A 22593-nucleotide genomic window follows, 5' to 3' on the forward strand; every position below is an offset into this window, starting at 1 on the left:
ATTATGTAACTCTTGTGATTACCCCCTCAAAAATAGTTCAGATGTAACTATAAAACATAAAGTACATTCTAAGAGGAAAGAGGTATATACCTCAAAAAAAAGCTTGGATCGAAATGTTTGAAGCAATGAAAGATGTAGAAGTGTTAGTTAAAGAGACTTAAGAGGATTTGATTTTAAATGATGAAAGGAGAAATTAAAATGATAACACTGAATCATATACCGGTTATAAAATCAGAAATGCTTATTCGCAGACCGGTTGAAGAAGTATTTGAAGCTTTTATCAATCCGGAAATAACTACAAAATTTTGGTTTACCAAAAGCAGTGGGAGATTAGAAGAGGGGAAGCATATAAAGTGGGAATGGGAGATGTACGGCGTTTCTGATGACCTTTTTGTAAAAGAAATCGAGCAAAACAAAATAATTCGGATTGAATCCTCAGACAGCACTAAAACTGAGTGGATATTTACTCCCCGAACAGAAAACGAAACATTTGTCTCAATTACAAACTCAGGGTTTACAGGCAATGGAGATGATATGGTAAACTATGCTATTGGATCAATGGGAGGATACACGATGGTCCTTTGTGCACTAAAGGCACTTCTTGAGCATAACATCATTCTAAATGTTGTAGCAGACAAAGCTCCTGATGATCACATTTAATAGTAAGAGATAGTTTGTAATCTAACCTATGAACTTGATTTACTATTGTATATGCAAGAAAGAATAGCGTTTTTCCAATTGGTTCTGATGCTTCAGATATACTTGACCTCGTTCCGATAATAGATATTCGAATTTAAGGTTGCCAGAATTAAGGGTGACGAATAATGTAATTTTTCACCTGATCGATTGTGACAGACAGTGTTTGCTTGTTTAAAGTTTCCCAAAAAGGAGTAACTAAAAGCCCAATTTCTCATTTTTAATAAAGAAAAATTAGGCTTTTTGTAATTTCGTTAACGTTATTAATCCGTATTTTCTGGCAATAAAAAAGCAGTGAATAATCACTGCTTTCACTTCTATGTGTTTTGCTTATTTTTTTACAACATTTGCGGCTTGTGGACCGCGTTCGCCTTCAACAATTTCAAAAGTAACTTCTTGCCCTTCTTCTAAAGACTTGAAGCCTTCCTCTTGGATTGCTGAGTAATGGACAAATACATCATTACCTTCTTCCAATTGGATAAATCCATAGCCTTTTTCAGCATTGAACCATTTTACTACTCCGTTTTCCATGTCTTATTCCTCCCAAATTCCCACGTGAAATGCGTGTTAATACAAAGTATAGACTCAGAATATATTAAAAAAGGCAGGTTCTATAGAAGTGTAGGATCATATTGCATCCACTTCTATAGAAGCTGCCTTTTCGTCAATGATTCCGTACATCTTCTTTGCTTGCCCCTAATATAGCTTATTTAGAACAACTCGTCAAGAAATTAACACTTAAATTCTGCATTTATCAAATCTTTATATTTATCCATTATCCGTTTGTTAATGAAAAAAGCAATGGAAAGGGTTAAACTATATTATAGAACTATGAAAAGGAGCATCGATATGAAAACAGATATAGAAATCGCCCAACAGGCAAAATTAAAACCCATAACCGAAATTGCGAAAATGCTCGATTTAACCACGGATCACTACGAACCTTATGGTTATACAAAAGCAAAGCTTTCCGATAAATTATTAGAAAAATGGAAAGACAAGCCAAACGGAAAAATAATTCTCGTAACCTCCATTAATCCCACACCTGCAGGAGAAGGAAAGTCAACCGTAACAGTTGGCTTAGGGCAAGCGTTAAATCAGTTAGGAGAAAAGGCTGTTATCGCCTTGCGTGAACCATCGCTTGGTCCTGTGATGGGATTGAAGGGAGGAGCCGCTGGAGGAGGTTATTCCCAAGTATTACCGATGGAAGAAATTAATCTTCATTTTACCGGGGATATCCATGCAATCACGAGTGCAAATAACTTGTTATCTGCCGTAATCGACAATCATATTCACCGCGATAATAAGTTACATATTGATCCGAGAAAAGTGGAGTGGAAACGGGTTGTTGATATGAATGATCGAGCGCTGAGACAGGTAGTTGTTGGTCTAGGAGGTTCTTCCCAAGGTGTACCGAGAGAGGATGGCTATACAATAACAGCCGCCTCAGAAATAATGGCCATTTTATGTCTAGCAGATAACATGGAAGATTTGAAAACAAGACTTTCAAAAATTGTTATTGGCTATACATATGATGATCATCCAGTTACAGTGAAAGATCTTGAAGTAGAAGGAGCTTTAACATTACTTTTAAAGGATGCATTCAAGCCAAATCTCGTACAAACAATCGAAAATACCGCAGCTGTCATCCACGGTGGTCCTTTTGCCAATATTGCACATGGTTGTAATAGTATAATCGCTACAAAAACCGCTGCAAAATTAGGTGATTATGTTATAACTGAAGCTGGCTTTGGAGCGGATTTAGGTGCTGAAAAATTCCTGAATATAAAAACGCAAGCAGGTAATTTTCATCCTGATGCAATTGTTATTGTAGCTACTGTCAGAGCATTAAAAATGCACGGCGGCGTAACAAAGGAGAATTTGAATACAGAAAACATCGAGGCGTTGAAAGCGGGCATGGAAAACTTAAATAAACATATTGATACCATTGAACGATTTGGGCTCCCATATGTAATTGCCATTAATAAATTCCCAACTGATACAAGTGCTGAAACAGATTTTATCGAATCTTGGTGCCAATCCAGAGGAATCGATGTAGCATTAGCAGATGTATGGGCTAAAGGCGGAGCTGGCGGTATTGAGCTAGCTAGGAAAGTTATGACGAAAACAATGACGTCTGAAACCAAGTTTACTCGAACTTACAATGCTAATGATACGTTAGAAACGAAGATAAGAAAAATAGCACAGACGGTATATGGTGCTGATGATATTGAATTATCACTAAAGGCAAAGAAACAAATTGTTTTCTTTGAAAAACAAGGATGGGGCAATCTGCCAGTCTGTATGGCCAAAACACAATATTCTTTATCAGATGACCCAACATTATTAGGCCGACCGAGCGGTTTTACAATTTCTATTCGCGAGTTAAAAGCTTCTATTGGAGCTGGATTTATAGTTGTTCTAACAGGTGATCTTATGACAATGCCAGGATTACCTAAGACACCTGCCGCCTTACACATGGATATAGATGCAAACGGGAAAATTATGGGATTATCATAATGGAAAAAGAAGTACAAATTAAGCACATTCGAGATTATGTATTCACATTGTTTCAAGCTGACGAATCAGGTCATGATTATTTCCATATGGAACGTGTTGCACGTATCTCTAGAAAGATTGCTGAAGTGGAGCAGGCTAATGTTTTTCTTTGTGAAGCGGCTGCTTGGTTGCATGATGTTGGCGATAAGAAGCTCTTCCATAATCCAAATGAAGCTATAGAGGAAATGAACACTTTTTTATGTGATATTTCTTTAAATAAAATCCAAATTAATGAAATTAATCATATTATTTCTGGAATTTCTTTTAGTAAGGGAATTGCTGTTCCAGACACTTTAGAAGGAAGAATTGTTCAAGATGCGGACCGACTGGATGCGATTGGGGCAATTGGCATTGCGAGAACGTTTGCGTTTGGGGGTGCTAATCAGCAACTAATGTATCACCCAAACAGTAAATCGACATCCATTCAGCATTTCTATGATAAGCTTTTGACGTTAAAAGATTTAATGCATACAGAATCAGCCAGAGAAATGGCGAAAGAACGCCATCAATATATGGAATCGTTTCTTAAACAATTTTTTCAAGAATGGTAAACGTGCAGTTTAAGAAATTTGATCATTCTATTTTTATTCAATAAATAACTGTCACGTATATTTCTAGAAATATGTCTAGAAAGGAGGAAGCTGGGACATAACAAAAGTGTTTAATGTTAAAGACGAACGTTGCATAAACTTAGCGAAGTATATATCCGGAGCGTGTTATTTGCACCAATCATGTTCGGTTTTTATTTCATAAAAATACTTTTGGCTCAGCCTCAATAAAATCTGTTATAATAACAATTAATGTTTAAATACTGTTTCTTATGCAAGGCATAGGGGTTAGGAGTGATAGCATGATAAAAGGTGAACAAGCCTACTTGGATCTATGTCAGCATATCCTTGATAACGGCTTTAAAAAAGGAGATCGAACAAATACAGGAACATACTCTGTTTTTGGACATCAAATGCGCTTTGACTTAAGTGAAGGGTTTCCATTATTAACAACAAAAAGAGTACCATTTCGACTTGTTGCAAGTGAACTTCTCTGGTTTCTAAAGGGAGATACGAATATACGCTATCTATTGGAAAACAATAATAATATTTGGAATGAATGGGCGTTTGAAAAATGGATTCATAGTGAAAAATACACCGGTCCAGATATGACAAATTTCGGAATCCGCAGCCAAGAGGATGAAGAATTTAATCTGTTGTATCAGGAGCAAATGAACTTATTTAAGGAAAGAATCTGCAAAGATGAGGAATTTGCAAAGACGTTCGGTGATCTTGGGTCTGTTTATGGAAAACAGTGGCGTAAATGGAAAACGTCACGCAATGAAACAATCGATCAAGTACAGGAAGTGATTGAATCCATTCGTCATAACCCTAACTCCAGAAGGCATATTGTGTCGGCATGGAATCCAGAGGATCTTCCGGAAATGGCATTGCCACCTTGCCACACCTTATTTCAATTTTATGTTGCAGATGGCAAGCTTTCTTGTCAGTTGTATCAGCGAAGTGCAGATGTTTTCCTTGGGGTGCCATTCAACATTGCAAGCTATGCTTTATTGACACATTTAATTGCACATGAATGTAACTTAGAAGTTGGGGAGTTTGTACACACACTTGGAGACGCACATATCTATTCAAACCATGTTGAACAAGTTCAAACACAGCTTAAGCGTGAGGTACGTGCCTTTCCTAGCTTAAAGATAAATCAGGAAAAATCATCTATTTTTGATTTTGAACTTACAGATTTTGAAATTGTAGATTACAATCCACATCCAAGTATTAAAGCACCAATCGCAGTTTAAGCAGTGGAGGGACAGAAATGATATCATTATTACTCGCAATGGATCGCAATCACGTTATTGGTCTAAACAATGAAATGCCATGGCATCTTCCAAAAGATTTACGTTTTTTTAAAGAAAAAACAACTGGTAATACGATTATTATGGGGAGAAAAACATACGATTCCATGGGAGGCGCGTTACCGAATCGTGAGAATGTCGTATTAACGAAGTCAAAAACTGATTTTCCGGAACATGTGAAGGTAATTGACCAGTTACAAACAGTAGTTGAATGGAATACGGACAATCCGGATAAAGAGTATTTCATTATTGGCGGCGGAAATATTTTTAATCAAGTAATTGATATAGCGGATCGAATGTATATTACTTGGATTGATGAAGAATTTGATGGGGATACCTTTTTCCCGAGCTTTTCAGAAGGTGAATGGGAATTAACAGCTAAAGTTAAAGGTGAGAGAAACGAAACGAATCCTTATGACTATTATTTTTTACAATATGATAGAAAATAGCAGCGCTTGTTTAATAGGGAATAAAGAGGTAAAATATAGATAGAATTTGCTGTATTCTAAAATCAGCTGATTTTATGAGTTAAATTTTAGCATAGAGAAGGTGTACACATGTTAGCAAATATCGGGGTGCCTGGGTTAATATTGATTGTTTTACTTGCATTGATTGTATTTGGTCCAAAGAAACTCCCGGAAATTGGTAAAGCTGCTGGACAGACGCTGCGTGAATTCAAAAACTCTACTCGCAATCTAACAGAAGATGCGAAAGGGGAAATAAACGAAGTAAAGGCAATTGTTCATGGTGACAGCAAAGAAACTAAATAAATTTCGGAGTGATACAAAATGTTAGGTAACATTGGGATTCCTGGTTTAATTCTAATACTTATTGTTGCATTAATCGTTTTTGGCCCGTCTAAATTACCTGAAATCGGCAAGGCTTTTGGAAACTCTCTACGGGAATTTAAGAATGCTACACAGGGCATCGTAAACGATAAAGAAAATAAAAGCGAAGATAAAAACAGTTAATAGATCGGTGATGGAGGTGTAGGGACTATTCCTTACATCTTCTTTTGTGCTAACTTAGGAAGCAATAAAATTTGAATGCTGTGGATAACATTGTTACCTAAACAGCCAAGTCCAGCTGCAGCGCTTAAGCGTTAGCGATACTTCCCTCACCTCATGACAGGATAAAGAAGACTTGCCGACTGGCTAATACAAGAGGCCTAGTCGCACGTATACCCTTGCGGTGAAAGCTGGCACCTGACTTTAGTAAAAGGATGGGCGATTAAAACCAGGCTACGCCTAACATGGGCATACCCTAAAGGGGTCTTTTTAGATGAACTTGACTCTCGCCCGTAGAGGCGAAAGTCATAGATCATCTTATACTTTGGAGTGAATCTCCTGCATAGGAATGTTCGATCCATCGAACCACGTCAAAGTTCGGGACGCAGTCCGTACGTCGCTAACCGGGCGTTTGCGCTTTTGTTCTATAGATGGTAGGGAGTGATTAGAATGACAGAAGACCAGCAACAAGTAAATAACGATAAGGATATGAATTTAGTTGGCCATTTATCCGAATTAAGAAACAGACTCATTATAACAGCAGTTTTCTTTATTGTTTTTTTTATTGTTGGGTTTATATTTGTAGAAGATATTTATTCTTTTTTTCGTAAAGATATAGACTTAGAATTAACCGTAATAAGTCCAACTGAAATTATTTGGATTTATTTTTCGATGGCAGGATTAGTAGCAATCATTGGTACGATTCCAGTTCTATCCTATGAAATTTGGGCATTTATTAAACCTGGATTGACGCCGTATGAGCGAAAAGCATCTTTATCCTATATTCCAGCTCTATTTTTACTATTTATTGGTGGATTAGTATTCGGCTATATCGTATTTGTTAAATTGATTATGCCGTTTTTACTTTCATTAAACGATGGTATGTTTAATGTCATGTTTACAGTGGATCGCTATTTCAAATTTTTATTACGGGTAACCTTGCCGTTTGCGTTGCTATTTGAATTACCACTCATTACAATGTTCTTAACGACTTTAGGAGTAATTACTCCTGATTTCCTATCTAAAAACAGAAAATATGCCTATTTTATTTTAATTGTAATTGGTGTATTAATTACACCACCAGATTTTGTTTTACAACTTGTAGTGGCTATTCCGTTAATAATTCTATATGAAATCAGTATCTATATGTCTCGAATCGTTTACCGAAAGAAGCTGCGGAAAAATGAAGCCTTTATGCAAGAAAACAACATTTCGTAATGGGGGATTAGATGCGTTCTTTTTATCATTTCTTATTGACTTATCGTGGTAAAACAAGACCTGATGAAAAATCAAGACTTGCAGACTGGGCATTTAAAGATCATAATTTTCCTAAACAAGCAACGGATTATAATGATGTAAGTGATTATTTAGAATGGAACAGCCCCTTTCCAAATGCAGTAAATGTTTTTGATGAATTGTGGGAGATCTATCAATCCGATTAAAAAAGACCAAACTTCTCGCTTAACCAACCCCCTAGAAATGTATCTAGGGGGTTAGTTAAATTCTAAAATTAAACAAACGTTTGATCAATTATCAGAAATCCCATGTATGTTAAGTGTGGCATTAATATTACAAATTACGACTTATTTTTTGATTTAGAATGAGAGATCGTGTAGTATTTGTTGATTCCTGCGGTTTCCCAGGAAATATTTCCTCACCTATTTATTTGCCTACACATATTAATGCAAATAAACGTAAACTAATCATAGAGGATTTTATGTTGAAAGGGGATATCCTATGTTACTTCCATCCAGGCAACAAAGACAACGACAGTTCTATCCTTCCACAATGAACAGATCAATGCAGCGTAGCATACAACCTAGCCAATTGAAGACAACTAAAGTAGGAGGAAAAGGAGTTATGAGCGGTCTTTCAAAGACACTCGACGGGGTGCAGCAGGTACTAAACATGGTTCAAACAGGAGCTCCGATTGTGAAAGAATACGGACCAATGATAAAAAATCTACCTGCAATGTATCGAATGATAAAGGTTTTTAAAGAAATAGAAAAAAGTGATGATAAAGAAGAAGTCACTGAGACGCATGAAAGTAAACCATCTGAATCACAAGAAAGTGCGGCTGCATCAAGAACAAAACGGTCATCTACAATCAATGTTCCAAAACCCAGATTGTATATATAACATTTTAAGTCGCCCCACTTGATTTTTCTCTATAAAAAGGGAAAAATAAAGATAAGCCATTGGATTACTTTAAGTTAATCTGATAAAGATGATAATTTTCATATGAGTATATATAGTTTGATAAGAGCAATTCAATTTATACTGGAGGTATTTACATGTCTACAAATTTAAAGTTAGCAACATTTGCAGGTGGGTGTTTCTGGTGCATGGTCGAACCCTTTGATCAACGTCCTGGAATTGAAAGCATCGTTTCTGGTTATACTGGAGGGCATGTTGAAAATCCAACATATGAACAGGTTTGCACAAATACCACAGGACATGTGGAAGCAGTGCAAATAACATTTAATCCAAATTATATGTCTTATGAGGAACTAGTAAACACTTTCTGGCAGCAAATCGATCCAACAGATGCAGGGGGACAATTTAATGATAGGGGAGAGTCCTATCAAACAGCAATCTTCTATCATGATGAATCACAAAAGCAGATTGCCGAGAAATCAAAGCAAAAATTGGAAGCAAGTGGGAAATTCTCTAAACCGATTGCTACACAAATTCTTCCTGCTAAACCCTTCTACCGTGCGGAAGACAGTCACCAGGATTATTATAAAAAGCAATCGTTCCATTACCGGCTATATAAAAAAGGATCAGGTAGGGAAGATTTTATTAAGGATAATTGGCAAGAGAAGTATGATAAAGCAGCGTTAAAGAAAAAGTTAACACCAATCCAGTATCATGTAACACAAGAGAATGGGACTGAGCGTCCTTTTCAGAATGAGTATTGGGATAATAACAAGGAAGGCATTTATGTTGATGTTGTGTCTGGAAAAGCCCTTTTTTCCTCACAAGATCAATATGATGCTGGCTGTGGTTGGCCAAGCTTTACGAAGCCGATTGACGCATATCAACTAAAAGAAAACATGGATACTACTCATGGGATGATACGAACAGAAGTTAAAAGTAATAGTTCAAACTCTCATTTAGGACATGTATTTGAAGATGGACCAGTGGAGGCTGGTGGGTTACGTTATTGTATGAATTCTGCTGCAATGCGCTTTATCCCGAAAGAAAAAATGGCTGATGAAGGGTACGGGGAATACCTACATTTATTTAATTAACGGTAATATTATTATGTAAACCAGAAAGAAGGAATAAAAAATGATTCACTTAAATTGGGGAAATAGAGAAACACTAAAAAAAATTGAATGTGTTCATGCAGATGCTAAGAAATTTATTGTTCATCATAAGCTTACACCAGGAAAAATCTATGATGTAAAAAATGAATCGGATGAATTTTACTTTATCATTGATAATAGTAACCGGATGGCAGGATTTAGGAAAGATTATTTTAAAGAAGTGAAGAATTAAAAAAATAACAGGAGCAATCCTGTTATTTTTTATTCCTGCCAGGAAACTATATAGTTTGTATGCAGTGGATAACTTCATCTCGGAGCGACCACGACCAGTCACACCTCGCTATGCAGGTGCTTTTGCTTTTGTTCATTATATTTTCATTAAATTTTAGAATATATTGTTTTCTATTCCAACATTTGATGCTATAATTTATCTACTCATTTACAACTTATCCAACTGTAGACTTAGTAGAGAACCATCCAAACTGGAGGGATGATCGAACATGAAAAAAATTTATTTTGTCAGACATTGTTCCGCTCACGGTCAACACAGGGATTCTCCGTTAACAAAAGACGGAATTAAACAAGCAAGAGAGCTAGCCGAATATTTTAATGAGCTGCCGATAACGTTTGATCTAATTCTTTCAAGTCCTTACTTAAGAGCGATTGAAAGTATTAAGCCATATGCAGAATTAACAGATTCAACGATTCAAATTGACGAACGTTTAAAAGAGCGTATTCTTAGTGAAGAGCCGGTTGAAGACTGGATGGATGGACTGGAACGATCCTTTTTGGATGAACATTTTTCGTTGCCAGGTGGAGAGTCTGCACGAGATCTATTGCATCGATGTAATGGGGTTTTAAATCCTCTTTATAATGACTCTTCTATTAAACATGCTATTATAGTCAGTCATGGAAATTTATTATCCCATGTTTTTCATCAATTTGATAAACGCTTTGGCTTTAATCAATGGAAAGAATTAAGAAATCCAGATATCTATCTGTTGCAGTTTGATGATACTGACAGTATGTTGGAATGTGTCTGGAGACCAAATGAATTGTAAGAGGTTGTTCAAAAAAATGACACATCGAGAACAGAGGACGTTCGATTAGCTACCGACACGTCCTGCTTTAGGTCCTTTTCATCTTGAACAAGAATTATAAGTATAAATTTGCTAACATTATTCCTAAGCTGTCTTCATAAATTTCCTGAAATTGCTCGATCGGCAGGGGGTTGACACCTTCTCCAAGTTCTACTGTAAAGCCAGGTCTTCGAAATTCTTGAATAAACCAATCCTTATATCCTGCATAACTATCAACATATTGAATAGGTGTATAGCCACTGACTCTTTCATACTCATTTACAATTTCTGCGGATTCAGGTGGCTCTAATCCTTCAAATCCCCAAAAAATAACTTTTCCTTGAGTATGAAAAGCGTTCATCCTTCTAAAGTTTCTTTCTTCAGCTAAATTTGCCATTGCAATTGCTTCTGGTTCTGTTAATGGAGCAGTTCCTGGAAAATCTCTAGGTTGTGGAATTGTTGGTTTTCTATCTGCTTCAATTTCCCATAAAGCAGGAAATTGATTATTTAAATCAACGCCATTAATATTTGCCTTCCAACCTGAAAAATCTTGACTTTGCTGATTAATAGCTAAAACAGAATTACTATAGTCACCAGCTGCAGATGCTCCCTGTATTACGAGATTTACTCCATCCGGATTAACCATCGGCACAGCTGAAAATAGCGTTGCTTGGTACATTGGTAACGTTGCAAGGTCATTGATAGGCAGTCCATTTGTAAGCGATAAAGCATACTCATTAATAAATCGCATGATAATCGGAGTAGTAATCCATTCATTTGCATGAAATGATCCATTTAGGTGAACTTCAGTTGGTCCAGCACCAATTTGCAGTTCCGTAATATCTTTGCCCATTACAGAACTACCGATAGATCTTTTCATAATAAATGGATAAATGGAAAGCAGCTCATTTATATCTGTTACCATTCTTTCATACGTATAATTTGCTATATCATCAATTACAAATTCAGTAACTCTCCGAGGCAGATAAATGGTCTGGCCAACCTGAAGCTGTGAAGAATCAATTGTCGAATTCATTAATTCTATCAAATCTAATGGTATATTATTTTCGATTGCTAGTCTCCAAAATGAATCATTCGGTTCAATTGTATAATTTTCTCGTAAATAGCCTGGTATTTTAATTTCTTGCCCAACTTGAATTTGTAACGCATTTATCCCGGGATTTGAGGTTTCGATTAAGATTACTGGGATGTTAAATAACTGGCTATAATACCAAAGCGAATCACCTAAACGTACAGTAATTTTCATTATCATTCTCCCTTTCAACATGAATATTACATCATATGTTTATTGAAAAGAATGATGAATCTTTTATTTTTTTAAGATAATACGCTATAATAGGTAAACATACATGTAATAATACATCATTGTGTACGAAGGAGGAGATTTGTTTGGCTTTTGTAATTACATCACCTTGTAAAGCAGAAAAAGCAGGAGAATGTGTAGAAGTATGTCCTGTTGATTGTATAGAAGAAGGCAAAGATATGTTTTACATTGATCCTGACATTTGTATTGATTGCGGAGCATGTGAGGCAGTTTGTCCGGTAGAAGCAATTTTTATCGAAGACGAGGTCCCAGAAGAGGAAACACCTTATATTGCATTAAACCGTGCATTCTTTGAAGACAGATAACAAATCAGTAAGCCGCATACCACCATGGTTGCGGCTTTTTTTCTTGATGAAGCTAACTATACTAACAATCTGTTTCTTATCGTAGGATTTTTATATGCGTTTTGTAAGTCGTACATAAATTTCCCTGTATTGGTAATAATGATTCTATCTAAATAGATAGGAGAGAGGCAGATTGGCTAAACCAACATTACCACAATTTCCTGAACCTATATGGCGTGAAAATCTATCATTACCGAAATTCTCTACCTTAAATGAATCCATTAAAACAGATGTAGCCATTATTGGAGGTGGCATTACAGGAATAACTGCAGCGTATTTACTATCGAAACAGAATCTTAAGGTAGCATTACTTGATGCAGGCTCCATTTTAAATGGAACTACAGGCCATACTACCGCGAAAATAACAGCACAGCATGGCCTGATTTACGATGAATTAATTCACCATTTTGGTTTGGAAAAAGCATCCCTGTATTATCAGGCTGCTGAAGAAGCGAAACAGTTTATTGAAGACATAATAAGTAAGAAGGGGATTGAATGCAGCCTCACCACAGAGGATGCTTATCTTTACACAAACAATGACACATATTTGGAAAAAATAGAGAAGGAAAAAGAAGCATATGACAAATTAAAAATAACTAATAAATTAGTCGAAAGCATACCACTTAATATTCCAGTAAAAGCGGCTCTTGTTATGCAGGCACAAGCACAATTTCATCCATTAAACTATCTGAAAGCATTAGTGGAAGAGAGCTTACAAAAGTCTGTAACTGTTTATGAAAATACAACAGCTGTAGATATTGAATATAATAAGCATCCTAGTGTCATAACAAGGGATGGACATCGAGTAACATGTCGATATGTAATTGTAGCTTCTCATTTCCCTTTCTATGACCGGGAAAGCTTTTATTTTACTCGCATGTTTTCTGAAAGATCATATCTTATCGCAGGAAAGTCACCAAATGATTTTCCAGGAGGAATGTATATTAGTGCGGAATCACCAACACGCTCCATTAGATCTGTAAAGTTGCATGATGATAAGGAGTTTGTGCTCATTGGTGGAGAAAATCATAAAACAGGTCAAGGCGACTCTACGATTGCGCATTATGAAGCCTTGCAGAAATTTGCTAACGTACACTTTCAAGTCGAAAAAATTGACTATAGGTGGTCAGCACAAGACTTAACAACCTTGGATAAAGTGCCATATATCGGACCAACGATGAAAGACGAGGATGCAGTACTTGTTGCTACAGGCTATCGTAAATGGGGGATGACGAATGGAACAATTGCAGCTAAGATACTGTCAGATACCATCTTGCGTAAAGAAAATCCATATGCAGATCTATTTAAACCATCAAGATTTCAAGCTGATCCTTCGGTAAAGAAATTTATGGAGGTAAATGCCGATGTAGCGAAACATTTGTTAAAAGGAAAACTAGAATTTACAAAGGATACGGTTAAAGACCTTAAGGCCGATGACGCAACAGTTACCAGGATCGACGGTAATCGAGTTGGTGTTTATAAAGATAAAGATAGTAAACTCCATATGGTGGATACAACTTGTACACATTTAGGGTGTGAAGTAGAGTGGAACTCCGGTGAACGTTCATGGGATTGCCCTTGCCACGGATCTCGATTTTCTTATACAGGCGAGGTTTTAGATGGACCTGCTAAAAAGCCTTTAAAACGAATTAAAAATTAATTTAAAAACATGGTCCTATTGAACAGGACCATGTTTTTAATTGGAATTTAACTATAATGGTAATTTTTAATAAAGTGGACAAATTCTTTTTCTATCGGAAGTCCAGGCTTACAAATGATGTACATACTGGATGAAGGGACGTCTATAAAATCAATTGGAACTTCTAAAATTCTTCCTTCCATCAGTTCGCGTTTGATTATTGATTTTGGCAAAAAGCTAATACCAATGCCTTCCATTACAAAACGCTTTGTAGCATGTGTTTGATTTACTTTCATCATCCGTAAAGCAGGGATGAGCTGCTTGAGTTGTTCTTTTAGATTGCTCCAATAACTTGGATGATTATCTGTAAATAAAATATGATTCTCTAATAATTCTTTCGCATCGATAACAGGACCAATTTCCAAATCATATCCATCATGATTACAAACAAGGCTAACGGGTTCTTCGTGGAATTTTATTGACTTTACGTTTGATAACCCGGGAATACAGGATAAGCCAATATCAACTTCTCCATTTTCGATTAAAGAAGAAATTTCAATTGATTCAACAACTTGAATCGATACTTCAACATATGGATTTTCATCTATATATGTTCGTAATATACTTGGTAAAATAGTCTCTGTGAACATGGGAGAAATAGCAATACGAATCGTTCGTTGATATCCTTGTTTATATCGATTGATAGCTTCCAAGCTTTTATCCATTTGAGAAAGGATCTCCTGTGCCTCCTGATAAAAAAATCTTCCGAACTCAGTTAGCTGTACATTTCTACCGTGTTTTATAAAGAGCCTCTCACCAAGTTCTTTTTCTAATAGTTTCATTTTCGATGTGATTGCAGGCTGGGTCATAAATAATTTTTCTGCGACAATTCTAAAATTTTCAACCTCTGCAGCCATTAAAAATGTTTGTAAGGTTCTTTGGTCGATTATAATCACCTCATTGATAAAACTTATTTATTATTATACTAAAAAATTAAAAATTTTAATAATGATTCGGTTCATTTATAATTACAAGAGAAAGGGGAGGATTACGTGTATTATCCAGGTTTAAAAGGAGTTACAGCTGTTGAAACAAAATTAAGTGATATTGATGGAGCAAATGGTCATTTAACGTATAGAGGGATTTCAGTACAAAAATTGGTAGAAAATTATTCCTTTGAGGAAATAGCATATTACTTGCTGCATGGAGTTTTTCCAAATCCAAATCAATTGCAGCTGTTCCAAACAGCTTTACGTGGGAACAGGGAATTACCTCCTTATATTAGGAACATATTATCCAACATTCCTATAGAGCAATCGATAATGGATGCTTTACGTACAACGATTTCAGCACTTTCAGCAAAAGAAGAAGCAGAAGATACGGCCATACAATTAATCGCTATTATTCCAACCATTATCGCGAACCGTTACCGGGTAATGAAAAAAATAGGTGTAATTGAACCTAATCCAAGATTAAATCATGTAGAGAACTTTATTTATATGTTAACAGGTGAAACGAATACAGCTAACGCAAGAATACTTGAAGCGTATTTAATTATGACAATGGAGCACGGATTAAATGCATCGACGTTTGCAGCTAGAGTGACAATTTCAACAGAAAGTGATCTCGTTTCAGCAATCACAAGTGCCATTGGAACGATGAAAGGACCATTACATGGCGGAGCACCATCTGGAGTAATAGATTTATTAGAGGAAATCGCGACAAAGGATCAAATAAGTGAAGTAATTCACAATAAAATAAAAAATAAAGAGAGAATTATGGGATTTGGTCACAGGGTTTACAAGACTGTAGATCCACGCGCCGAAGCATTAAAGCAAATCATTTACAAACTGGAATCGTCACCAGAATGGATTGAATTAGCAGTTGAGACTGAAAAAGTAACGATTGATATATTAAATGAACTGAAACCAAATCAAAAGCTATATACGAATGTAGAATATTATGCTGCAGCAATTATGAAATCACTGGAATTAGATCCAGAATTATTTACAGCTATATTTAGTTCAAGCCGAATCGTTGGTTGGTGTGCACATGCAATTGAACAGAAAAATAACAATGTAATTTTTAGACCAAATGCAACATACGTAGGAAATTAAATAAAAAATTACGCTATGAATATATTTTATAGCGTAATTTTTTATTTTATCTCAATATCACAAGTATACTTATATTATGAGATGGGAATTTCGATTTTCTAGTTTACTTCCTATAATATATATTATGTAAACTAGGAAAAATTTATAGAAAAGAGGTTGTTTACTACAACCTTTTAATTGATAAAATGTAAACTATACCCTCTATCACGTCATTTATGAATAGATTATTCTCTTTGGAAATTTTTTTATATTAGTTAACAACTCTTTTTTATCATAAGTCGTTTTAAATTGAATCCGATCATCCGGTCTTGTTTGGCTATTAAAAGATATTTCATTTTGTGCTAATAAATTTTTCAGTCCAATTTCAATTAAATGATTGAGATGCATTCTCTGTTTTTAGCAATCATTTGAAATAAACTAATGTTCTACTACTAATATTTGCGGAAAGATATTCTTCCATTTTTCAAATCATCATTGTTAATATGCGTATAAATTTTACGTAATAATATAATTAAATGGTATTTTTACATGAATTATCTGTTCAAAGATATAAAAATCAAAATTATTAAGACAAGAAACTCTAAACTCCCCTCTTCTACAACTTTTAAGACATGAAAGTCTAAACGAAAAATTTGCTCATCATTATTTACTCGTTTAAAATAAATCTAATTCTTCTCGAATAGCTTCTATATCATATATTGTCTCCAAGAAACTTAATTGATACGGTTCATTGGCCTTGTCTGAATTACCTGCTTCTCTTAAATTTATCAAGAATACATTGTTGTTTTTTGTAAATGTCTCTGCAAAATAATCCCCTGTGTGATTAAATTCTGAATAATGATGAGTGACACAAAATGGGTCTCCTGTACCCTTTACAAATATTTCAAAAACACCACGTGATGTTTTTAAGTAAAGTTCTTTCCCAAATCCCCATCAAAATCTTCCTATCTTATAAAACAATCCTGCTTCGTTAGCTGAATTACACTTCTTTACAATTTTATCAAAACGTGTTGAAACATTTTATAATGTAGTTAATCAACCTGGAGAATAAATAATGGAGAGAAAAATCATGCAAAAAAGGTACCCGTGAAGGACCTTCTTCCATACTATATAGCAAAAGCCCATAATTATAAAATGCAGGAGCTTGTCTTTTATGCTATCAATAATCAAGGGAGATGTATATAGAGTGTTACCCCCTTCAACTATACTAACGAAGACAATTATCGAGGAGGATAATCAGTCTATCCCCGAATGGTTTAAAAAAGAATATGCCCATTGGAAAGAAGTGGTTTCTGACAGAGAATTTCCTTGCCCATTTGGAACAGTTGCTGAAATAAAGGGACATTTAAGGTATTTTTATGTTGAAAATGATAATTTTCATTCTTTGCCCCATGTCCTCAGGGAATTTCTCGATCTATCGAGAAGAACTAGGACTAGGCATGCCTTTGTTATTTTTATAAAACCAGAAATTCCAGAAAAACCTTTTGCTTATTATGAATCTTATTTTTGGGATATTATAAATTATTTACATGTGAATGATGAGATGGAATGGTGTGAAGATATCTCAATATATCCGGATGACGCCAATTGGGAATTTTGTTTTGATGGAGAACCAATTTTTGTTTCTGCCAACATGCCTGGGTATAAACACAGGATTACGAGAAACATTGGAAACAGCCTTATCTTAATCTTCCAACCGAGAAGAATTTTTAATGATATCTCTTACAAAACAAATCGTGGTAAAAATGCTATCAATTTAATTAGGTCAAGGGTGGAATCTATTGAAAAACTCCCTTTTCATCCAGATTTAGGAGAATACGGCAATGAAGGTTACAGAGAATGGAAACAGTATATTATTACAGATGGCATAGAACCAAGAAGCGGCCAATGCCCTTTTCGTTCAAATGAAATCAGGAATGAAAAAAAGTAATCACCTTGTTGCTTTGCATTGCACTGGTTTTCTTAGGAGGTGGTCTAATGAACCACCTCTTATCTTTATCTACACAACCAAATTCAGCCGATATATCTGCAAAAAAGCCCCCTTTGATTTCTGGGCCTATGTTATATTGTCTAAATTTATTTATAAAATTTTTCTGTATCTGGAATACGATTTTTCAGATTGATTACTTCCTACTTTTCCACATTCTTTATCCATTCAATTTGACCCATTTCACCTGTTTGTGATGCTTTTGTTTTATTGCCGATTTTGTATGAATTTTGTGAGCGTGACGCAAAATGGCTCCTGTTAAATTTCATACCAACATGCAGAAATTAGATATAGCTTTTGCTTATGTATTTCTAGTTCACTGATTATAATATCCAACATTTATTTCTGAATCTTGGGGATTATATAGAATGCGTGTGAAGGAGGATCAACATGGCAGGGTCAAAAATAGATGAGAAACATATGAAATGGTGGCAATTATCTTTATTTGGCGTGGGTTGTACGATTGGTACCGGCTTTTTTTTAGGTTCAAGTATCGGTATCGGGCAAGGTGGACCATCTATCGTCATAGCATATGTTTTGGCTGGAATCACAACATATATTGTTTTCGATGCGTTAGCCAAATTAACGGCAAGCCATCCTGAAAAGGGAGCATTCCGTTCCTATGCCAAACAAGCCTATGGACCTTGGGCCGGGTTTAGTATCGGATGGATGTATTGGTTTGCAGAAATATTAATAATGGGAAGTCAGCTTACTGCGCTGTCAATTTTTTCTCGCTTTTGGTTTCCTAATATCCCTTTATGGTTATTTGCAATCGGATATGCGATTCTGGGACTTTTTGTATTGCTCGTCGGCGCAAAGAAGTTAACGAGTATTGAAAATATATTTGCCGTCATAAAACTTGCTGCAATTCTCATGTTTATCATCATAGCCGGGTCATTTGTTTTTGGTATGTTTGATGGTGTAGAAAAATTACATATACCCAGTAGCATGGACGAGCTTTTTCCGACTGGATTCGCGGGATTTTGGGCAAGTCTGATTTTTGCCTTCTATGCATTCGGAGGTATTGAGGTAATGGGTCTTATGGCCGTACAACTGAAGCAACCTAAAGAAGCCCCAAAATCAGGCAAAGTAATGATATTATCACTAGTAACTATTTATACGATAGGATTGGCTTTGGCATTAGTTTTAGTGCCATGGGACGTTTTTAATACGAAGGAAAGTCCATTTATCGTTGCCCTTGAGGACTTTGATTTAGGATTTGTTCCACATATTTTCAATGGTGCATTGATTATTGCTGGTTTCTCCACCATGGTTGGATCTTTCTACGGTGTAACTACGATTCTCGTTTCATTAGCCCAAGATGGAGATGCACCTTCCTTTTTTGCAAAAGATGGGAAGTTGGCTGTACCGTTTCCTGCCTTAGGTTTACTTATTTTAGGGATTGCCGGGTCCATCGTGCTATCCCTGGCGCTTCCAGACAAAATATATACCTATATAACAACAGGTGCAGGTTTAATGCTCCTATACAACTGGTTATTCATCATCTTATCCGCCAGAAAATTACAGAAGGATAAACTAAAAAACCGAATTAAATACTACGTTGGGATTATGTTGCTAATTGCAGGTATTAGTGGTACATTGATCGATAAAACTAATCGGCCTGGCCTTTTTATCAGTCTAGGAATTGTCGGTCTAATAGGGGTTTTTGCATTTTTTGTGAATAGAAAAAGAAAGATTAAGGACCGCTAATGCTGGATTAATAATAAAATCCCTTGCCATCCAAAGAATAGCCCGAAGCCAATGAGTGCCAAACCGGAAATAAACGCGATGCCAGTAAGTATGCGTTCATTTAGTAGTTTTCGGAAACTACTTGAAACTGCAGCCATGATAAAGTCCCAGGTCAATAAACCGATAAAGATTGCACAACTATATAGAATTAAGGTTTGCGTTCCATAGCTTGATGCAGTTTTTGCAAGTACGGAACCATAAATACCTAACCAAAACAGAATAGTTAACGGATTTGAAATTGACATGATAAACCCTGCGAAAAAGGATTTATATAAGGGTTCTGCAGTCCTTTCATGACTTGCTTTTAATTCCTTGGCACTTATCATGCTCTCGAGTCCTGTGTAAATTAAAACAAATCCACCAAATAACCATAAGAATGTTTTTATAAATGGTGTGTCAACGATATGGACTACCCCCATATACACGATTAGCATATAAAATGCATCAGCTGTTACTGCTCCAAGTCCAACAAACCAAGCATGAAAAAAACCGCCTTTAATTCCCCGATCCATTTGAGCTGCGTTTACTGGTCCGATTGGTGCTGCAAGTGATAAGCCTAAAAGAATATAACTAAAAAAGACACCCAAAGTAAACACTCCTTCAATGACTGCAATGTAATTATTTATTTATATTCATAAAGGAGGGCATGTACAACTAGAAAGGAGGGGAATATTTATTACTTGTGTATTTCCTGAATACTCATGAACTAAGGGATTAGAGGAATTAAATTTCTTTTAATACTGTGGTAATTAGATAATTTATCTATTATGTTACAGAAACCATCAGATAAGGGAGATTTAGTAATTTTATTCATGTGATACCCTTCTTGATTATAATTTGGCATAATAAGGTAAAGTGTCTCTGAGTCTATTATTTAATATGATGAATTTTATTCAGGTGAATTGTTAATATGATAATAAACTTGTCATATAGGGAACGGTAGTCTGTTAATGATTGCATCGTATCAGTCTAAATCATCTAACTTCTATAAAGTTTGACTATTTCATCTAACATTTGTTATATTCGATTATATAATCAAACTACCCTGCTCTTTGGATAAGAAAGGAGCTGTTTATACATGGCAAATGAAGTCTCTGTCTTTATTATGGACGTAAGTAATTCATCTAAAGAAAATATCGGAAATGAATTAAGTGAATATCTAGAGCAATTAAAAAGTAGGATTGCTGAGTGGACACAACCTGTTGGCTTGACAAAGGTTAGTCACCGTGCTGGTGATGAATTGGTGGTTATAAGCAGTGGTTATGCATCGGCATATACACTTGCTTTCTATATAAGCCGTATCTGGAAGTTCACAGATCACAAGCCTTATTTTGGTTTATCCTTTGGTAATATCCAAGAGGATTTAAGCACAATAAACATAGAAACATGGATTCATCCATTAATGAAACAAGCGAGAAATGCTAATGATTACCTGAAAAAGCAACAGAACAGATTGCTATTTCGATTTGCATTACCTCGTTTATCAGATAAACAAGGCTTCACCGTTTTCAGCAAACAGTTCGAAACGTTAATAAATACAAGTTTAACTCTCAAGCAAGTTCAAATAAACGAACAAACCAATATACAATCTCGAGTATGTTCTTTATATTTAATGCTCGGTCAACAAAATAAAGTAAGCAAATATCTCGGTAGAACAACAGGTACTATCTCCCATCATATGAAACAGGGTAAAACGCAAGTCATCTTGCACGCATTTAATGACATTGTTAGGGTGCTGGATTTATTAGGTACGCAGAATGAGCAACGTTTAACAGATAAGCTGCAAACAACCATTCGAAACAATATTATGAACCATATAAACGATTACTTTCCGAGAGAAAGGAGATTATAATGCCTGTACTATTGCTGCTCCTGGCGCATTTGGTAGCTGACTTTTGGCTTCAAACAGATCTAATGGTGAAAAATAAAATAAAACATTTAAAAAAACATCTGCTTCATCATCTGCTGACAACTGGAATCGCACTTGTCGTTATATGGGGTTATCACTTCGCGTTTCAACATATTATCAAGTATTTTATTCTGCCATTTATTTTTATTATTATCACGCATCTTTTAATTGATTTATTAAAAATAAAATTAATAGACTCCATTCCAAAAAGTGCAACAGATAATATGAAAAAACTCGGATACTTTCTTTTAGACCAGGCACTACATGTCATAATGATAATCATATCCTGTATTCTTTTCTTTCATATGAAGGCCCCAGAATTAGCGGCGAGTCTTTTAAACTTGAATGGAACAAGTAGTTTAAGCTTGCCCAACATAGTATTATTTATGATTATCATTTATATTTTGGCAACAACTGTTAGTGGTCATATCGTTAAATATATCATTGGTTCGCTGCCATCAGAACTTGCAAACTTTGAAGGTGAACTGACATTAAAAAATCAATTGAGTGCTGGACAAGAAAATAATCGACCGAAGACAGAAAATAGTTTTACAGAGGAATATCATTACTTTACATACTCCTCCCCACTTCGTTCGCGTGGAAAACTCATTGGCTATATAGAAAGATTGCTTGTTATTACATTAACAGTGATTGGTGCATACCCGTCGATAGCTTTTATTATTGCTGCAAAGTCGATTGCCCGATTCAAACAGTTAGATGATCGAAACTGGGCGGAATATTTCTTGTTAGGTACACTATCTTCTATTTTTTTAGGACTGGTGCTCGGTCTAGTTGTACAGAGAATTATTATGTAAAAGATAAGGAGCCATTAACGAATGGCTCCACTTTCAGTTAAACATTTGAGATCATATGCTGCAATACTTTATTATGTTCTTCAATTTTCCAAAGCGTTTCAATTCCTAGCTGGAGGATCAGAACCAAAAATAAAATGAATATAACCAGGAAAATAAGATTTGCTCGATAAGAAAGTATGGCTCTTTTCTTTTATTCATACTCCTCCCCTAC

Annotated in this window: 24 protein-coding genes and 1 pseudogene; 20 read left to right on the plus strand and 5 right to left on the minus strand. The window is 35.5% G+C overall.

Annotated features, from left to right (window positions below; all coding sequences use genetic code 11):
* The first annotated feature begins 198 nt into the window (after nt 1-198).
* The gene (locus NYE61_RS02150) at nt 199-660 is read left to right on the plus strand and encodes an SRPBCC family protein (protein ID WP_095309059.1); all 462 of its coding nucleotides are present in this window, start codon (nt 199-201) and stop codon (nt 658-660) included.
* A gap of 366 nt (nt 661-1026) precedes the next feature.
* On the opposite strand, the gene NYE61_RS02155 is transcribed toward NYE61_RS02150, so the two are convergent.
* Nucleotides 1027-1227 (minus strand): cold-shock protein, encoded by a 201-nt coding sequence (locus NYE61_RS02155; RefSeq protein ID WP_095309061.1) that lies wholly within the window; start codon nt 1225-1227, stop codon nt 1027-1029.
* Between the two features lie 318 nt (nt 1228-1545).
* Here NYE61_RS02155 and NYE61_RS02160 point away from each other — a divergent pair, with 318 nt between their 5' ends.
* From NYE61_RS02160 to NYE61_RS02215, 12 genes are all read left to right on the plus strand, one after another.
* Nucleotides 1546-3216: a formate--tetrahydrofolate ligase gene (locus NYE61_RS02160; protein WP_303449239.1), complete on the plus strand. Its 1671-nt coding sequence runs from the start codon at nt 1546-1548 to the stop codon at nt 3214-3216.
* Entirely contained in the window at nt 3216-3806 is a 591-nt protein-coding gene (locus NYE61_RS02165; RefSeq protein ID WP_095309065.1) for an HD domain-containing protein, read from the plus strand. The genes NYE61_RS02160 and NYE61_RS02165 overlap by 1 nt, the downstream gene beginning before the upstream one ends.
* Before the next feature lie 299 nt (nt 3807-4105).
* A complete protein-coding gene (locus tag NYE61_RS02170; protein WP_095309067.1) occupies nt 4106-5062 on the plus strand; it encodes a thymidylate synthase in 957 nt (318 codons plus the stop codon).
* A gap of 17 nt (nt 5063-5079) precedes the next feature.
* Entirely contained in the window at nt 5080-5568 is a 489-nt protein-coding gene (locus NYE61_RS02175; protein WP_095309069.1) for a dihydrofolate reductase, read from the plus strand.
* Between the two features lie 108 nt (nt 5569-5676).
* Entirely contained in the window at nt 5677-5889 is a 213-nt protein-coding gene (tatA, locus tag NYE61_RS02180; RefSeq protein WP_095309071.1) for a twin-arginine translocase TatA/TatE family subunit, read from the plus strand.
* Between the two features lie 18 nt (nt 5890-5907).
* Nucleotides 5908-6090 (plus strand): twin-arginine translocase TatA/TatE family subunit, encoded by a 183-nt coding sequence (gene tatA / locus NYE61_RS02185; RefSeq protein ID WP_095309073.1) that lies wholly within the window; start codon nt 5908-5910, stop codon nt 6088-6090.
* A 486-nt stretch (nt 6091-6576) separates the two neighbouring features.
* The gene (gene tatC / locus NYE61_RS02190; RefSeq protein WP_095309075.1) at nt 6577-7344 is read left to right on the plus strand and encodes a twin-arginine translocase subunit TatC; all 768 of its coding nucleotides are present in this window, start codon (nt 6577-6579) and stop codon (nt 7342-7344) included.
* A gap of 11 nt (nt 7345-7355) precedes the next feature.
* Nucleotides 7356-7568 (plus strand): YozE family protein, encoded by a 213-nt coding sequence (locus tag NYE61_RS02195; protein WP_095309077.1) that lies wholly within the window; start codon nt 7356-7358, stop codon nt 7566-7568.
* Nucleotides 7569-7986: 418 nt separating this feature from the next.
* The gene (locus tag NYE61_RS02200; protein ID WP_240033789.1) at nt 7987-8265 is read left to right on the plus strand and encodes a YqfQ family protein; all 279 of its coding nucleotides are present in this window, start codon (nt 7987-7989) and stop codon (nt 8263-8265) included.
* A gap of 155 nt (nt 8266-8420) precedes the next feature.
* Nucleotides 8421-9380: a peptide-methionine (S)-S-oxide reductase MsrA gene (msrA, locus tag NYE61_RS02205; RefSeq protein WP_095309082.1), complete on the plus strand. Its 960-nt coding sequence runs from the start codon at nt 8421-8423 to the stop codon at nt 9378-9380.
* 40 nt (nt 9381-9420) lie between these two features.
* On the plus strand, nt 9421-9630 hold the full coding sequence (locus tag NYE61_RS02210; RefSeq protein WP_095309084.1) for a DUF6501 family protein: 210 nt from the start codon (nt 9421-9423) through the stop codon (nt 9628-9630).
* Nucleotides 9631-9898: 268 nt separating this feature from the next.
* The gene (locus NYE61_RS02215; protein ID WP_303449247.1) at nt 9899-10459 is read left to right on the plus strand and encodes a histidine phosphatase family protein; all 561 of its coding nucleotides are present in this window, start codon (nt 9899-9901) and stop codon (nt 10457-10459) included.
* Nucleotides 10460-10553: 94 nt separating this feature from the next.
* Here the strand turns inward: NYE61_RS02215 and NYE61_RS02220 are convergent, their stop codons facing one another.
* The gene (locus NYE61_RS02220; RefSeq protein WP_303449249.1) at nt 10554-11744 is read right to left on the minus strand and encodes a M14 family metallopeptidase; all 1191 of its coding nucleotides are present in this window, start codon (nt 11742-11744) and stop codon (nt 10554-10556) included.
* A 143-nt stretch (nt 11745-11887) separates the two neighbouring features.
* Here NYE61_RS02220 and NYE61_RS02225 point away from each other — a divergent pair, with 143 nt between their 5' ends.
* Nucleotides 11888-12127, plus strand: coding sequence for a ferredoxin family protein (locus NYE61_RS02225; protein ID WP_303449252.1), 240 nt, complete (start codon nt 11888-11890; stop codon nt 12125-12127).
* 172 nt (nt 12128-12299) lie between these two features.
* A complete protein-coding gene (locus NYE61_RS02230) occupies nt 12300-13826 on the plus strand; it encodes an FAD-dependent oxidoreductase (RefSeq protein ID WP_303449254.1) in 1527 nt (508 codons plus the stop codon).
* 47 nt (nt 13827-13873) lie between these two features.
* Here NYE61_RS02230 and NYE61_RS02235 read toward each other — a convergent pair whose 3' ends face one another.
* Nucleotides 13874-14761, minus strand: a complete 888-nt coding sequence (locus NYE61_RS02235) for a LysR family transcriptional regulator (RefSeq protein WP_303449256.1) — start codon at nt 14759-14761, stop codon at nt 13874-13876.
* Between the two features lie 96 nt (nt 14762-14857).
* Between NYE61_RS02235 and NYE61_RS02240 the strand changes: the two genes are divergently transcribed.
* Complete coding sequence (locus NYE61_RS02240) at nt 14858-15922, plus strand: citrate synthase/methylcitrate synthase (RefSeq protein ID WP_339316741.1); 1065 nt, start codon at nt 14858-14860, stop codon at nt 15920-15922.
* A gap of 660 nt (nt 15923-16582) precedes the next feature.
* On the opposite strand, the pseudogene NYE61_RS02245 reads toward NYE61_RS02240, so the two are convergent.
* A pseudogene (locus NYE61_RS02245) lies at nt 16583-16804 on the minus strand (alpha/beta hydrolase); the annotation flags it as partial.
* A gap of 271 nt (nt 16805-17075) precedes the next feature.
* On the opposite strand from NYE61_RS02245, the gene NYE61_RS02250 reads away from it, so the two are divergent.
* On the plus strand, nt 17076-17852 hold the full coding sequence (locus NYE61_RS02250; protein ID WP_303449260.1) for a YqcI/YcgG family protein: 777 nt from the start codon (nt 17076-17078) through the stop codon (nt 17850-17852).
* Between the two features lie 447 nt (nt 17853-18299).
* Nucleotides 18300-19619 (plus strand): amino acid permease, encoded by a 1320-nt coding sequence (locus tag NYE61_RS02255; protein WP_303449262.1) that lies wholly within the window; start codon nt 18300-18302, stop codon nt 19617-19619.
* Here NYE61_RS02255 and NYE61_RS02260 read toward each other — a convergent pair.
* Nucleotides 19616-20245: a LysE family transporter gene (locus NYE61_RS02260; RefSeq protein WP_118889618.1), complete on the minus strand. Its 630-nt coding sequence runs from the start codon at nt 20243-20245 to the stop codon at nt 19616-19618. The two genes, NYE61_RS02255 and NYE61_RS02260, sit on opposite strands and share 4 nt — an antisense overlap.
* A 491-nt stretch (nt 20246-20736) precedes the next feature.
* Between NYE61_RS02260 and NYE61_RS02265 the strand changes: the two genes are divergently transcribed.
* Nucleotides 20737-21510, plus strand: coding sequence for a hypothetical protein (locus tag NYE61_RS02265; protein WP_303449265.1), 774 nt, complete (start codon nt 20737-20739; stop codon nt 21508-21510).
* Complete coding sequence (locus NYE61_RS02270) at nt 21510-22382, plus strand: DUF3307 domain-containing protein (RefSeq protein ID WP_095306913.1); 873 nt, start codon at nt 21510-21512, stop codon at nt 22380-22382. The genes NYE61_RS02265 and NYE61_RS02270 overlap by 1 nt, the downstream gene beginning before the upstream one ends.
* The last annotated feature ends 211 nt before the right edge of the window (nt 22383-22593 follow it).

It is taken from the genome of Oceanobacillus sp. FSL W7-1304 (genome assembly GCF_037969805.1).
In the GTDB taxonomy this organism is placed as follows: domain Bacteria; phylum Bacillota; class Bacilli; order Bacillales; family Amphibacillaceae; genus Oceanobacillus; species Oceanobacillus profundus.

Excerpts from the sequence above, each read along its gene's own strand:
- NYE61_RS02150 (WP_095309059.1), top strand. The coding sequence starts at position 199 with ATGATAACACTGAATCATATACCGGTTATAAAATCAGAAATGCTTATT.
- NYE61_RS02215 (WP_303449247.1), top strand. The coding sequence starts at position 9,899 with ATGAAAAAAATTTATTTTGTCAGACATTGTTCCGCTCACGGTCAACAC.
- tatA (WP_095309071.1), top strand. The coding sequence starts at position 5,677 with ATGTTAGCAAATATCGGGGTGCCTGGGTTAATATTGATTGTTTTACTT.
- NYE61_RS02265 (WP_303449265.1), top strand. The coding sequence starts at position 20,737 with ATGGCAAATGAAGTCTCTGTCTTTATTATGGACGTAAGTAATTCATCT.
- NYE61_RS02200 (WP_240033789.1), top strand. The coding sequence starts at position 7,987 with ATGAGCGGTCTTTCAAAGACACTCGACGGGGTGCAGCAGGTACTAAAC.
- NYE61_RS02255 (WP_303449262.1), top strand. The coding sequence starts at position 18,300 with ATGGCAGGGTCAAAAATAGATGAGAAACATATGAAATGGTGGCAATTA.
- NYE61_RS02160 (WP_303449239.1), top strand. The coding sequence starts at position 1,546 with ATGAAAACAGATATAGAAATCGCCCAACAGGCAAAATTAAAACCCATA.
- NYE61_RS02165 (WP_095309065.1), top strand. The coding sequence starts at position 3,216 with ATGGAAAAAGAAGTACAAATTAAGCACATTCGAGATTATGTATTCACA.
- msrA (WP_095309082.1), top strand. The coding sequence starts at position 8,421 with ATGTCTACAAATTTAAAGTTAGCAACATTTGCAGGTGGGTGTTTCTGG.
- NYE61_RS02170 (WP_095309067.1), top strand. The coding sequence starts at position 4,106 with ATGATAAAAGGTGAACAAGCCTACTTGGATCTATGTCAGCATATCCTT.
- NYE61_RS02270 (WP_095306913.1), top strand. The coding sequence starts at position 21,510 with ATGCCTGTACTATTGCTGCTCCTGGCGCATTTGGTAGCTGACTTTTGG.
- NYE61_RS02175 (WP_095309069.1), top strand. The coding sequence starts at position 5,080 with ATGATATCATTATTACTCGCAATGGATCGCAATCACGTTATTGGTCTA.
- NYE61_RS02155 (WP_095309061.1), bottom strand. The coding sequence starts at position 1,227 with ATGGAAAACGGAGTAGTAAAATGGTTCAATGCTGAAAAAGGCTATGGA.
- NYE61_RS02210 (WP_095309084.1), top strand. The coding sequence starts at position 9,421 with ATGATTCACTTAAATTGGGGAAATAGAGAAACACTAAAAAAAATTGAA.
- tatC (WP_095309075.1), top strand. The coding sequence starts at position 6,577 with ATGACAGAAGACCAGCAACAAGTAAATAACGATAAGGATATGAATTTA.
- tatA (WP_095309073.1), top strand. The coding sequence starts at position 5,908 with ATGTTAGGTAACATTGGGATTCCTGGTTTAATTCTAATACTTATTGTT.
- NYE61_RS02220 (WP_303449249.1), bottom strand. The coding sequence starts at position 11,744 with ATGAAAATTACTGTACGTTTAGGTGATTCGCTTTGGTATTATAGCCAG.
- NYE61_RS02195 (WP_095309077.1), top strand. The coding sequence starts at position 7,356 with ATGCGTTCTTTTTATCATTTCTTATTGACTTATCGTGGTAAAACAAGA.
- NYE61_RS02250 (WP_303449260.1), top strand. The coding sequence starts at position 17,076 with ATGCTATCAATAATCAAGGGAGATGTATATAGAGTGTTACCCCCTTCA.